Source organism: Devosia sp. Root635 (assembly GCF_001427605.1).
In the GTDB taxonomy this organism is placed as follows: domain Bacteria; phylum Pseudomonadota; class Alphaproteobacteria; order Rhizobiales; family Devosiaceae; genus Devosia.
Genome location: NZ_LMGZ01000019.1, coordinates 13281 through 26387, shown reverse-complemented (window position 1 = coordinate 26387; position 13107 = coordinate 13281). Strand labels below are relative to the sequence as shown.

At 64.6% G+C, this 13107-nt stretch carries 13 protein-coding genes; 3 read left to right on the top strand and 10 right to left on the bottom strand.

Annotated features, from left to right (window positions below; genetic code table 11):
- Positions 1–4: 4 nt before the first annotated feature.
- From ASD80_RS11275 to ASD80_RS11260, 4 genes are all read right to left on the bottom strand, one after another.
- Entirely contained in the window at positions 5–412 is a 408-nt protein-coding gene (locus tag ASD80_RS11275) for a (deoxy)nucleoside triphosphate pyrophosphohydrolase (protein WP_056232822.1), read from the bottom strand.
- Entirely contained in the window at positions 409–1155 is a 747-nt protein-coding gene (locus tag ASD80_RS11270) for a GNAT family N-acetyltransferase (protein ID WP_056232820.1), read from the bottom strand. The genes ASD80_RS11275 and ASD80_RS11270 overlap by 4 nt, the downstream gene beginning before the upstream one ends.
- A 1-nt stretch (position 1156) precedes the next feature.
- On the bottom strand, positions 1157–2392 hold the full coding sequence (gene argJ, locus ASD80_RS11265; protein WP_056232819.1) for a bifunctional glutamate N-acetyltransferase/amino-acid acetyltransferase ArgJ: 1236 nt from the start codon (positions 2390–2392) through the stop codon (positions 1157–1159).
- A 256-nt stretch (positions 2393–2648) separates the two neighbouring features.
- Positions 2649–2882, bottom strand: a complete 234-nt coding sequence (locus ASD80_RS11260; RefSeq protein WP_056232816.1) for a hypothetical protein — start codon at positions 2880–2882, stop codon at positions 2649–2651.
- A 100-nt stretch (positions 2883–2982) separates the two neighbouring features.
- Between ASD80_RS11260 and ASD80_RS11255 the strand changes: the two genes are divergently transcribed.
- The gene (locus ASD80_RS11255; protein ID WP_320410356.1) at positions 2983–3603 is read left to right on the top strand and encodes a TetR/AcrR family transcriptional regulator; all 621 of its coding nucleotides are present in this window, start codon (positions 2983–2985) and stop codon (positions 3601–3603) included.
- Between the two features lie 107 nt (positions 3604–3710).
- On the opposite strand, the gene ASD80_RS11250 is transcribed toward ASD80_RS11255, so the two are convergent.
- Positions 3711–4631 carry a peptidylprolyl isomerase gene (locus tag ASD80_RS11250; protein ID WP_244488987.1) on the bottom strand — a complete coding sequence of 307 codons (921 nt, stop codon included), beginning with the start codon at positions 4629–4631 and terminating at the stop codon, positions 3711–3713.
- A gap of 391 nt (positions 4632–5022) precedes the next feature.
- Between ASD80_RS11250 and secA the strand changes: the two genes are divergently transcribed.
- Complete coding sequence (secA, locus tag ASD80_RS11245; RefSeq protein WP_056232814.1) at positions 5023–7767, top strand: preprotein translocase subunit SecA; 2745 nt, start codon at positions 5023–5025, stop codon at positions 7765–7767.
- Between the two features lie 214 nt (positions 7768–7981).
- On the opposite strand, the gene ASD80_RS11240 is transcribed toward secA, so the two are convergent.
- From ASD80_RS11240 to ASD80_RS11220, 5 genes are all read right to left on the bottom strand, one after another.
- Positions 7982–8602: a hypothetical protein gene (locus tag ASD80_RS11240; RefSeq protein ID WP_056232812.1), complete on the bottom strand. Its 621-nt coding sequence runs from the start codon at positions 8600–8602 to the stop codon at positions 7982–7984.
- A 146-nt stretch (positions 8603–8748) separates the two neighbouring features.
- Positions 8749–9774: a L,D-transpeptidase family protein gene (locus ASD80_RS19245; protein WP_200950300.1), complete on the bottom strand. Its 1026-nt coding sequence runs from the start codon at positions 9772–9774 to the stop codon at positions 8749–8751.
- Between the two features lie 292 nt (positions 9775–10066).
- On the bottom strand, positions 10067–11020 hold the full coding sequence (locus tag ASD80_RS11230) for an acetyl-CoA carboxylase carboxyltransferase subunit alpha (protein ID WP_056232810.1): 954 nt from the start codon (positions 11018–11020) through the stop codon (positions 10067–10069).
- Between the two features lie 243 nt (positions 11021–11263).
- Positions 11264–12169: a site-specific tyrosine recombinase XerD gene (locus ASD80_RS11225; protein ID WP_274532320.1), complete on the bottom strand. Its 906-nt coding sequence runs from the start codon at positions 12167–12169 to the stop codon at positions 11264–11266.
- Positions 12166–12375 (bottom strand): hypothetical protein, encoded by a 210-nt coding sequence (locus tag ASD80_RS11220; protein WP_056232807.1) that lies wholly within the window; start codon positions 12373–12375, stop codon positions 12166–12168. The genes ASD80_RS11225 and ASD80_RS11220 overlap by 4 nt, the downstream gene beginning before the upstream one ends.
- 147 nt (positions 12376–12522) lie before the next feature.
- Here ASD80_RS11220 and ASD80_RS11215 point away from each other — a divergent pair, with 147 nt between their 5' ends.
- Entirely contained in the window at positions 12523–13107 is a 585-nt protein-coding gene (locus ASD80_RS11215; protein WP_056232805.1) for a shikimate kinase, read from the top strand.

Below are 13107 nucleotides of genomic sequence, written 5' to 3'. Positions count from 1 at the left end.
CCCGCTAGAGCAGGTCGCACAATGCGGCGACCAGAGGTTCATCCGCCGGTGGCATGGGGTAGTCGCGCAGCTTCTGCGGGCGGACCCATTTCAGCGCCGAATGTTCCCGCGCCTGGGGTTCACCCTGCCACTTCCGGCAGGCGTAAAGTGGCATCAACAGGTGAAAATTATCGTAAGAGTGACTTGCGAAGGATACCGGAGCCAGGCACGCCGTCTTGGTGGAAATACCGAGCTCTTCCTCCAGTTCGCGGATCAGTGCATCCTCCGGGCTTTCCCCCGCCTCCACCTTGCCACCGGGAAATTCCCACAGCCCCGCCAGTGACTTGCCTTGGGGGCGCTGAGCGATCAGCACGCGCCGGTCGGCATCGATCAGGGCGCAGGCCACGACGAGCAGCAGCTTGAACTCGCTCATGCCTGCCCCCGGACGCGATAGGTGTAGTCGTAGAGGTGCCGGTAGCCGAGGCTGGCATAGAGCGCCTGGCCGGCCGGATTGTTCGCCTCCACGTTGAGCGCGGCTATGGTCGCACCCTCGGCTTTCGCCCAGGCCAGCCCGGTTCGCATCATGGCGGCGCCCAGCCCCTGGCGGCGGCGTGTCCGGTCGGCGATGACATTGCCTGTGATGACGATGCCATCGGCAATCGCCATCAGTCCCGAGGCCACGGCCACGCCATCGCGATAGATCACGATGCCGCAAGCGGGAACCGCCATGACCGCGAGCAGGGCCCGCATGCGGGTCATCAGCGCGTCCGTATGCCCCTTCAGCGCCTGCTGGGCGGCAAGGAATTGCGGGTCGAGCAGGGCGGTAACCCGGCCTTCCGCATCAGGCTCATGCGCGGCCAGGGGCATGGCATAGAGATAGCTGCGGTCGATTGTGGCCCAACCCTGGGCATCCAGCACCGCATTGAGGCTGGCGCTGGCGAGCGGGGTGGTGCGCACCACGGGGGCAATGCCGCGCGCCTCGAACCAGGCGACTCCAGCCGCCAGCCGGTCTTCGGCATCGTCGCCGTCAGCCGGGTCGAAGCATTGCAGCGAATTGGCGCGCTTGGTGTAGCCGCCAGCGGCACGGCGTACCCATTGGCCGTCCCAATCGGTCTCGATGCCCGGCCAGGCCTTCAGCCCGGCGCGTTCGAAGGCCAGTGTGTCGGGGAGGCCCATCTCAGCTCCGGTAGTCGCCATTGATGGTGATGTAGCCGTGCGTCAGGTCGCAGGTATAGACCGTGGCGCGGCCGTCCCCGAGCCCGAGGCTCACGGTCAGTTCCAGGTCTTCGCCCTTCATATAGGCCGAGGTGGCGGCCTCGTCGTAGATCGGTGCGCGTTCACCGTCCTTGGCCACCAGCAGGTCGCCGAAGCGGATGGCCAGCCTGTCGCGGTCGGCGGGTTCGCCGGCCTTGCCCACTGCCATCACCACGCGGCCCCAATTGGCGTCCTCGCCGGCAATGGCGGTCTTGACCAGCGGCGAGTCGGCGATCGACTTGGCGATGCGGAAGGCCGAAGCGTCGGACGTGGCGCCCTCGACATGAATGGACACCTGCTTGGTGGCGCCTTCGCCATCGCGCACCACCTGGATGGCAAGGTCGAACAGCACATCGCGCAGGGCCTCGCCAAACACTTCGGCGCGCGGATCGTCGAGGCTGGCAATGGGTTCTACCCCGGCCTTGCCGGTGGCGAAGGCCAGCAGCGTGTCCGAAGTGGAGGTGTCGCTATCGACGGTAATGGCGTTGAAACTGGTCTGCACATGTTTGGCCAATAACGCCTGCAACACCGGCGCGGCCACGGGCATGTCGGTCACGACGAAGCTCAGCATGGTGGCCATGTCGGGGGCGATCATGCCGCTGCCCTTGGCGATGCCGTTGATCCTGACCTCCACCCCGTCGATATCGAGCACGGCGCCCGCCAGCTTGGGGAAAGTGTCCGTGGTCATGATGGCCCTGGCCGGGTCCATCCATGGCGCATCGCCCATCTGGCCGGCCATGGTGTCAAGCACGCCGGCAAATTTGGACGCATCGAGCGGTTCGCCGATGACGCCGGTCGAGGCGAGGAACACTTCGCCGGGCTGGCAGCCCAGCGCCTTGGCCGCATAGTCGGCGGTCAGTTCCACGCTCTGCTTGCCCTTGCTGCCGGTAAAGGCATTGGCATTGCCCGAATTGACCACCAGCCCGCGTGCCACGCCACCGGGCAGGTTGGCCTTGCACCAGTCGACCGCGGCCGAGGAGCATTTGGACCTGGTCAGCACGCCGGCGGCCGTGGTGCCCTCGTCAAAGGCCATCAGCAGCACATCGGTCCGGCCCTTGTACTTGATGCCGGCTTCCGCCGTGGCAAACCGCACTCCCGCAATGGCGGGCAGGTCGGGATAGGATTTGGGAGCGAGCGGGGAAACCGGATGGGCAGCCATGGCAAAGTCCTCTGCGAAGTCGCAAGGGTGTGCCCGAAACGTGCGGCATTCGCAAGACGTCGAACCAGCCAGGTCCGCGGAGTCCCCTTCTCCCCTCGTGGGATAAGCTGCCCGAAGGGCGGATGAGGGGGCGCAGGGCCATCCACTGGCATCGGTGCATGGGCGGGCGCGGGAACCCCACACCCGCAATTTCCTCTGGACGAGGAAATTGCCCCCCTCTCCCACAAGGAGCGAGGGGGAGGCTCCACTCTTGGCACTACGCCGCCGCCTTCCTGCCGGCGATAAACCCGCCGAAATGCTTGCCGATAAACGGCACGATCAGCAGGACGATGGTGCTGGCCATGACGGGCACGAGCACCAGGCTGCGCTGCCACATTTCCCAGCCGGGGGTCAGCGGCATCAGCACATAGAGATAGAGCGTCACCACTGGATAGACCGCCAGGGTCATCACCAGCGCCATGCGCAGCTTGGAAGCAAAAGAGGGTTGCATTTGCAGCTCCTATTGAAACGGTACGTTTCGTTATGTAACGGAACGGCACGTTTCGTTCAAGTGCTTTGCTTCGGATTCTTTTTGCCCCATATTGGGCGCCATGAGCGAGCTGACAGACGATATCGACGATCGCCGCCGGTCCATCGGCGCGCGCCGCAATCCGGAGACTGAAGAGGCTATCCTCGAGGCCGCCGAAGCCATCATGGCCGAGCAGGGCATTGCCGGTTTTTCCATCGAGGCGGTGGCCAAGCGTGCCCGCGCCGGCAAGCCGACCATCTACAAGTGGTGGCCCGGCAAGACGGCGCTGTTGCTCGATGTGTATCACCGGCAGAAGCCGGCCAATGTGCATATGGATACCGGGAGCGTCGAAGGCGATGTGTTCGCTTTCCTGACCGGCGTCTTCGCCCATTGGGGCGATACCGGGGCGGGCCAGGTGTTCCGCTTCGTCATTGCCGAAGCGCAGCGCGACCAGGCCGCCGCCGCGTCGCTGGCCGATTATGCGGCCGAGCGGCGCATCCAGAGCGGACAAATCTTCCGGCGTGGCATCGACAGGGGCGAACTGGCCAAGGATGTCGATGTGGGTCTCTGCGCCGATATTCTGGCCGGCTTCATCTGGCAGCGCCTGCTGACCGGGCGGATCGAACGCGACCCGGCCCAGTTGCGGCAAGTGGCCCGGCAGATGGTGCGGGGGCTGCTTACCCCTCCCTTGGGGGAGAGGTAAGCGCGCAGCGCCGGGTGAGGGGGCCTTTTCTTGGTGCGGTGGGGGAGGCCCCCTCACCCGACCCCAAGAGGGTCGACCTCTCCCCTCGAAGGGAGAGGTGAAGTTCTCTACTGCGCCCCAGCTTCGGTCTCGGTCTGGGCATCCACGGCGGCCTTGAGCGCCGCGTCGGGGATGTCGATCTCCACGCCATCCATCAGCCTGGCCACGGTGTCGTCGAAGGTGGTCATCAGCAATTGCTGCTGGAGCTGGCCGGCGACCTGCTCAAAGGCGGGCGGGGTGGACTGGCGCTTTTCTTCCAGCTTGATGATGTGCCAACCGAACTGGGACTGCACCGGCGCCGAAATCTGGCCGATATCGGTCAGCGCGAAAGCGGCCGCCTCGAACGGGGCGACCATCATGCCCTTGCCGAAAAAGCCCAGGTCGCCGCCATTGGCCGCGCCGGGATCGATCGACTTTTCCTTGGCGATGGTGGCGAAGTCGGCACCGCCATCGAGTTCGGCCTTGATGGCATTGGCTTCGGCTTCGTCGGCCACCAGGATGTGGCTGGCGCGGATTTCATCTGCCGGCACGAAATCGGCGACGAACTTGTCATAGTCGGCGCGCACCGCTTGCTCGGTCACCGCATTGGCGATGGTCTCGGCGAAGAAGGCGCGGCGCAGCGAGCGTTCTTCCAGATATTTCAGGCGCTGCTGGAACAAGGGCGTCTCGGCCATGCCGGCATCGCGACCGGCCTGGGCCATCACCTTCATGTCGATCAGCACGCGCAGCAGGAACGGCTTGCGCTGTTCGGGAGGCATCTGCTGCAATTCCTGGGTCAGGTCCTCGGCGGCAAAGCTCAGATCGGCCTCGGTGATCGCCTCGCCGCCGACCGTGGCGACAACCGTATCGGGCGAGACGGGCGCTGCCGCGGCGGGTGCCGCAGCCGCAGGCGCCGCATCCTGCGCGAAGGCCGGGGCCAGGGCGCCGGCGGCCAGCATGAGCGCCACGACGCTTGCAGTACGGGCAAGGCGCGAAAGGGAAAAATTCATCGGATAGATCTCCTTGGCCGGCGCTTCCTGTGCTCGCGTCTGGCTCGTTGTGGTCGGCAATGGCTCGCCCCGGTTGGCCCGGTACGATGTTTCCGGCCTGCCGTCACACGTCAACCGGGCCAAAATGTGCCGCGTCGCGCCGTGTGAGCAACCAATCGCCGAAAATCCCGTTTCTGCCGGGGTTTCCGGCATGGGTCAGGAGGTGTCGCCCATTTCGGCGGCGTTGACAATAGAGGGGCCCGCTCTTACATCTGCCCCGCTTTTTCCGCCGTATGGCGGGATAACGGAAATCCAAAGCCGGAAAGGCTTTCTCATCGCGTCGACGGGACCGCCCGGTCCAATTCCGCCCCTCCCCCGCCGCACGACGATGAGTCATAAAAGGACCTGACATATGGCACTTGCCTCGCTCGCCCGGCGGATATTCGGGTCTCCGTCCGACCGCCACGTCAAGCGGTTCCAGGGCAAGGTCAGCGCCATCAATGCGCTTGAGCCGCAGATGGAAAAGCTCAGCGACGACGAACTGCGCGCCCGGACGGCCGAGTTCAAGGCGCAGCTCGAAAAAGGGGCCGATCTCGACGATTTGATCGTGCCGGCCTTCGCCACGGTGCGCGAAGCATCCAGGCGCGTGCTCGGCATGCGCCATTTCGACGTGCAGCTCATCGGCGGCATGGTGCTCAACGACCGCTCCATCGCCGAGATGCGCACCGGCGAGGGCAAGACGCTGGTGGCGACGCTCGCGGTCTATCTCAATGCGCTGACCGGCAAGGGCGTGCATGTCGTTACGGTCAACGATTACCTGGCTCGCCGCGACGCCGCCTGGATGGGCCAGATCTACAATTTCCTCGGTCTTTCCTATGGCATCATCGTGCATGGCCTGACCGATGCCGAGCGCAAGGCGGCCTATGCTGCGGACATCACCTACGGCACCAATAACGAATTCGGCTTCGACTACCTGCGCGACAACATGAAATATACGCGTGCCCAGATGGTGCAGCGCGGCCATGCCTTCGCGATCGTCGATGAGGTGGACTCGATCCTGATCGACGAGGCGCGCACGCCGCTGATCATTTCGGGCCCGTCCGATGACCGGAGCGATCTCTATACCCGCATCGACAGCCTGATGCCGATCATCGGCGAAGGCGATTTCGAGCTCGATGAAAAGCAGCGCGCCGCCACGTTTACCGACGAGGGCATCGAAAAGCTCGAAGCTAGGCTGACCGAGGAAGGGCTGCTCAAGACCGGTTCGCTCTACGACGTGGAAAATGTCGCGCTGGTGCATCACGCCAATTCGGCCTTGCGGGCGCACAAGCTGTTCCGCAAGGACAAGGACTATATCGTCCGCAATGATGAAGTGGTCATCATCGACGAGTTCTCCGGCCGCATGATGCCGGGCCGCCGCTATTCGGAAGGCCTGCATCAGGCGCTGGAAGCCAAGGAACACGTCAAGATCCAGCCGGAAAACCAGACGCTGGCCTCGATCACCTTCCAGAACTATTTCCGCCTCTACAAGAAGCTGGCCGGCATGACCGGCACGGCGGCGACCGAGGCCGAGGAATTTGCCGATATCTACAAGCTCGACGTGGTCACCGTGCCGACCAATGTGCCGGTGGCGCGCGTCGATGACGAAGATGCGATCTATCGCACCGCCGCCGAGAAGTTCGACGCCATTGCCGACCTGATCAAGGATTGCCAGGAGCGCGGCCAGCCCGTGCTGGTCGGCACGACCTCGATCGAGAAGTCGGAAATGCTGGCCGAATTGCTGCGCAAGAAGAATGTCGGCACCATGAATGTGCTGAATGCCCGCCACCACGAGCAGGAAGCCTTCATCGTCGCCGATGCCGGCTTGCCGGGCGCCATCACCATTGCCACCAACATGGCGGGCCGTGGTACCGACATCCAGCTCGGCGGCAATCTCGAAATGCGCATCCAGCGCGAAACCGAAGGTCTCGAAGGGGAAGCGCGCGAGGCCAAGATTGCCGAGATCAAGCAGACTATCGCCGCCGACAAGGCCAAAGCCTTGGCTGCGGGCGGGCTCATGGTCATCGGCACCGAGCGCCACGAGAGCCGTCGCATCGACAACCAGTTGCGTGGTCGTTCCGGCCGCCAGGGCGATCCGGGCCATTCGGCCTTCTTCCTCAGCCTTCAGGACGATCTGATGCGCATCTTCCCGGTCGACAGCATGGATTCCATGCTGGGCAAGCTGGGGCTGGAGCAGGGCGAGAGCATTACCCATCCCTGGGTCACCAAGGCCATCGAGCGGGCCCAGGGCAAGGTCGAGGCGCGCAACTTCGACATCCGCAAGAACATCCTCAAATACGACGACGTGATGAACGATCAGCGCAAGGTGATCTTCGAGCAGCGCATCGAAATGATGGATGCCGAGGATGTCAGCGAGACGGTCATCGATATGCGTCACGACGTGGTCGACAATATCGTGGGCAAGGCCATTCCGCCGCGCTCCTATCCCGAGCAGTGGAATACCGAGCAACTCGCCGCCGCCGCCCGGACCTATCTCAATATCGACGTGCCGGTGGCCGAATGGGCTGCCGAGGAAGGCATCGATGCCGAGATCGTCACCGAGCGGCTGATCGCCGCCGCCGATGCTCAGGTTGCCGCCAAGGAAGAGCGCACCATCGCCAATATGGCGGCCGCCGGCTCGGCCAACCCGACCATCATGCGCCAGGTGGAAAAGTCCATCCTGCTGCAGTCGATCGATGGCCTCTGGCGCGAGCATCTGGTGACGCTCGACCACCTCTCCAAGGTGGTGGGCTGGCGCGGTATCGCCCAGCGCGATCCGCTCACCGAATACAAGCAGGAAGCCTATGAGCTGTTCCAGGGCCTGCTGGCGAACCTGCGCGAACTGGTGACCACCCAGCTCAGCCATGTCGAACTGCAGCCGCGTCCCGTGGCCCCGCCGGTGCCCGACCTCACCCGTATCCGCGAAACTCATATCGATCCGCTGACCGGCGAGAACGACGCCGATGCCGGCGATACCATCGCCGACTCGCTGGGCGCCACCGGCAACGATCCCTCGCTCAAGCCGATCGATCCCAAGCTGCTGGTCGGCGTCCCCCGCAACGCCCCATGCCCTTGCGGCTCAGGCAAGAAGTTCAAGCACTGCCACGGTGCGTTCTAGCCAGGATCGCAGATGAATAGAAAAGGCCCGGAGCGATCCGGGCCTTTTTTTGTTTTTGCCTCCGGCTCTCCCCTTCCACCGGCGCTTCCCGCGGACTTGATCCGCGGGTCACTCTCCACACGGCACAAGCGGCGAGAGACCCCGGATCAAGTCCGGGGGAAGCGATTGTGGGTGGGAGGCATTTGGCGGAGGCACACGAGGGCGTGCCACAGGCTCAGCAGGTCACCCTGATCTCCGCGAAGCCGCTGATGCTGCCGCCCTCGCTGGGCACCACGCCGATCATGCAGGCGCTGTTGGGCAGGGCGATATTGCCGCCCTGGGCGATCACCGTGCCGTCCGCCAGCGTGATGAAGCCGTCGTCCACCCCGCCGATCTCGACCACCGCGCCGGTGCCGCAGACCGGGTAGCGGTCGCCCGCCGCCACCATGAAGCGCGTTCCTGTCGGCAGGCAGTCGCCGCCCGCCGCATCGGCGGGTGCGGCTGCGGCGGGAACCGCCGGCAGGCTTGCCGCAGGCGCCGGCGCGCCGCGCCAGCTTTCCTCCAGGATGGACAGGCGATTGCTGAGGTCGGAAAGACTGGCGCTGTCGGTGCCCGAAGGCGTACCCTGCTGGCGGCCGAACAGGTCCATGCTGACGCGCAATTGCGCGATATCGGTAGAGAGCCGCACGATGTCGCGCTGCGTCTCGTTATAGACCCAGGCGCTGGCGCCCAGCGCGGCAATGCCCACCAGCCCGACCGCGAAGCTCAGCATGGTGGAGAGTGGTAGGCGGCGGCGGGCAGGGGGCAGGTCGTCCCGCTTCTCGCCCTGAACATCGACCGATGCTGGCTCTTCCAAAACGAAGTCTCCATTGCTGGCTTTGTCGCGTCCAGATCGGCGCAGATTGCGGCCCAGATATGGTGCGGGGCAATGGCAATTGCATCATCCTGCCAATGACCGGATGTGGATCGGTCTAAAGCGCGCACCACTTTGGGAGACATGCTTTAGCGCTGCAACCTCGGCATCGGCCTGGGCGCCGGCTTGCCCGACATTACCGGCACGACATCGGCATCCTTGCCGCCGAATATGTTGCCGATGCCGCTGAAGAAGCCGCCAATGGCCGCCCCGCGTTCCTTGGCCGCGATTTCGGCGGCTGCCTGGCGTTCGGCCTCGGCTGCCTGGCGCGCCGCCTTCTGCGCTTCGCTTTCGACCGCGGCGGCGAAGGCGATGTCGTCGGCCTGCTGGCGCTGGGTCAGTGCCGCATTCTGGATCACGGCCGGGCAGGGGCCCATCGGGTTGAGCGCGCCGCCGCCGACGGCATTGAAGATATATTGCCGTTCGCACACGTCCCAGGCCGGCGGCGTCCGGGTCAGTTCGAACAGGTCGTAGCCTTCCTTGATATCCTTCCAGAAGCCGATATGCGGGCTCGAAGCCCGCTTTGCCAGCTTGGCGGCGGTCATCTTGAACGGGAAGATCTGCAGCTGGAAGCTCTGGTTGCCGCCCTTGAAGCTCTCGCGGGCCAGCGCATAAATCTCGGCAATGCCCTCGTCGGTCATGGCGTAGCAGCCGCGCGACGAGCAGTCGCCATGCACCATCAAATCGCTGCCGGTGCGGCCCCAGACGCGGTCGAACTTGTTGGGAAAACCGGTATTGAAGGCCAGGTAGTAGTTGGACCGCGGATTCATCAGGCCGGGTGTGATGGTGTAGAAGCCCTCCGGGCTCTGGCGGTCGCCTTCCTTGATCTTGGGGCCGAGATCGCCGGAAAAGGCGCAGATCTCGTAGGTCTTGAACAGCTTGAACGTGCCGGCCGTCGTGCGCTTCCACACTTCGAGGGTCTTTTCCTCCTTGAAGATGCGGACGACCATGGCCTCGCCGGGCGACGAGCCCATATTGCGCAACCCGGCCTGGGTCATGCCCGAGAGCGGCTGGTTATGCCGGTTGTCGCTGCTCTTGGGCAGGAAGCCGCCACAGGCGACGAGCCCGAAGGCGACCCAGAGCAGGATCAGCGCCGCGGAAATTTTGCGAAACATAATGGCGGTCAAGGTCGGCAGCCCGAATGGACGAAAGGAAGCGGTGACCCATAGGGGCCGGTGGTTACCGCAGCATGAGTTTTGCTGGTGAACGAAGCGTTAGCACGCCGCGAAATCGGCTGGAAGCGGAGGAATATCACGCAAGCGTGTGGCCTCTTCACCTCTCCCTTTGGGGGAGAGGTCGGCCGTAGGCCGGGTGAGGGGGCCTTGTCTCGGTGCGGCGTGTGGGGAAGGCCCCCTCACCCGCCTTGCTTCGCAAGTCGACCTCTCCCCCAAGGGAGAGGTACGGAGCCTAAAGCGCCGAGCCTATGGCGAGGAACTTCTCGCGGCGGTGTTCGCGGGTTTCAAGCCGCCCCTTGCCCTCGAAGTCGGTGAGGAATTTGGCGATGGCCCCTCGCGTCGAATCCATGATCGCCTCGTGATGGCGATGGGCGCCGCCGGCGGGTTCGGGGATGATGCCGTCGATGACGCCGAAGCCCAGCAGGTCCTGCGCGGTGATCTTCTGGGCGGTGGCCATGTCCTGCGCCTTGGCGGCGTCGCGGAACAGGATCGAGGCGCCCGCTTCCGGCGAAATCACCGAATAGATGGCGTTTTCCAGCATCAGCACGCGGTTGGCCACGGCGATGGCGATGGCGCCGCCCGAGCCGCCTTCGCCGATGACGATGGCGATGTTGGGCACGCCCAGCTCCAAACACTTCTCTGTCGAGCGGGCGATGGCCTCGGCCTGGCCGCGCTCCTCGGCGCCGATGCCGGGATAGGCCCCCGCCGTGTCGACGAACGAGATCAGCGGAATATTGAAGCGATCGGCCATGTCCATGATGCGGACGGCCTTGCGATAGCCTTCGGGGCTGGCCATGCCGAAATTATGCTTGAGGCGGGTCTCGGTGGAACTGCCCTTTTCCTGGCCCAGGATAGCCACCGATTGCCCGTTGAAGCGCCCGAAGCCGGCCTGCAAAGCCGCGTCCTCGCGATATTTCCGGTCGCCGGCCAGCGGCGTCCATTCGGTGATGAGCTTGCCGACATAATCGGAAAAATGCGGGCGCTGTGGGTGGCGCGCCACCTGCGTCTTCTGCCAGGGGGTGAGTTTCTTGTAGATCTCGACCAGCGCCTCGTCGGCGCGGCTGGAGAGCCGGTTGACCTCCTCGTCGATGCTCACGGCCTGGTCGGTCGCCGCCATGGCCTTGAGCTCGGCGATCTTGCCCTCAAGATCGGCAACCGGCTTTTCGAAATCGAGATAAGACTGCATCAACCTGCCCGTTCGGGGTCTCTGTTCGGACCCTGGATCAAGGGCCGCTGCTCTTGCGCCCTAAAGTGGCCGGAAAGTGGCGATGGCGCAATGGCAAGTCAAGCCTCTTACCTCTCCCTTTGGGGGAGAGGTCGGCCGCAGGCCTGGTGAGGGGGCCTTTCCCGAGCACAGTATCAAGAAAAGGCCCCCTCACCCGCCTTGCTTCGCAAGTCGACCTCTCCCCCGAAGGAAGAGGTAAGAAAGTCATCCCTCCGCCAGCGGGTGATGGGTCTCCACCAGGGTCCGCAGTTTCTCGTCCAGCACATGGGTATAAATCTGCGTGGTCGAGATATCGGCATGGCCGAGCAGCATCTGCACCACCCGCAGGTCGGCACCGCCGGCCAGCAGGTGACTGGCAAAAGCATGCCGCAGCACGTGCGGCGCCACGCGTGCCGAACTGATCCCGGCGCGTCCGGCCAGGAGCTTGAGATCACGCGCAAAAACCTGCCGGCTCAGATAGCCTTCCGCCCCCGAAGCCGGAAACAGGAAAACCTCCCCCTTTTCCAGCGTCTTGACATAGGCCTTGATGGCGTCGCGCGCCCGGTCGTTGACCGGTACGATGCGCTCCTTGCTGCCCTTGCCGACGACGGTGAGAAAACTGGCGTCGCGCATCACCGCCGAGCGGCGCAGGCTCACCAGTTCGCTGACGCGCAGCCCGGTGGCATAGAGCAATTCGAGCAGCACATAGAGGCGCTGGGCGGATGCCTGCTTCTGCGGCGAAGCCGGTTTGTTGACCTCGCTTTCGGCCAATGTCAGCAGCGTGTCCACCTCGGCCAGTGACAGCACCTTGGGGAGCGGCCGCCGGCTTTTGGGGCTGGGGACGATCCGCGTCGGGTCATCCCCGCGCATGCCGTCGGCGCACAGGAATTTGTGGAACTGGCGGATGGCCGAGAGCCGCCTTGCCGAGGACGCGGACGAAAGCCCGTCCTGCTTGAGCCGGTCGAGAAAGGCATTGACCGTGTCACGGTCCACGTTCAGCAGGGTCTGCTGGCTGCCCAGCACGTAGCCGGCATAGTCGGAAAGGTCGCGGCGATAGGCTTCGATGGTATTTTTTGCCGCGCCGCGCTCGGCGCTCATCATTTCGAGAAAAGCGCCGATCAGGTGGCTCACGGGACCGGCTCCGCTGGCTCGTCGACCGCCGGGGTCGCCTGTCCCGGCAGTGCCGGCTGGCCACCCGAAAGCAGGTCGCGCTGGGGAATGCGGATGGTCTGTTCCTTGGGCGTCGGCTCGACGAAGGCGACCAGCGCGAACATGCCGGCATAGACGAGGCCAGCCAGGAACAGCAGGACGATGATGAGGCGGATCAGAGTGGGCATTGGCAGTCCGGCTATCGGCTTTTGCGCAATTTGCCAGCAAAAGGTTTCGTTTCCGTAGGCATAGTGCGGTCTGGCGCCGCCCACTGCAAGTTCTTGACAGGCGCAACGGCGGCAGGTTCATAGCGGCAAGATCAGGGAGCGCCTTTTTTGAACCGACCCGACGCGGTATCGCGGCAGGCCCGCGCCGAACATCTTGCCGAGCGCCTGGCCGGCAGGCCGCTGGTGCTGGTCGGCATGATGGGCGCGGGCAAGACCACCGTCGGCCGGCGTCTCGCGGCCCGGCTCAGCCGCCAGTTTCTCGATAGCGACGAAGAGATCGAGAAGGCGGCACAGATGACGATCCCGGAGATTTTCGAGCAGCGCGGCGAGCCCGAATTCCGCGCCGGGGAGACCCGCGTCATCGCCCGCGTGCTCAAGGACCAGGGCGTGGTGCTGGCCACCGGCGGCGGCGCTTTCGTCAATGCCGAGACGCGGGCCCTGGTCAAGAGCGAGGCCATATCCATCTGGCTCAAGGCCGAGGTGGATATCCTGTTCGAACGGGTGTCGCGCCGCTCCAACCGCCCGCTGCTCAAGACCGCCAATCCCCGCGCCACCCTCGAAAAGCTGATCGAGGACCGCTATCCCATCTATGCCGAAGCCGACGTCACCGTGGTCTCGCGCGACGTGCCGCAGGATGTGGTGGCCGGCGACGTGATCGACGCCGTGCTCGGCTTTCTCAAGCGCCAGGACTGA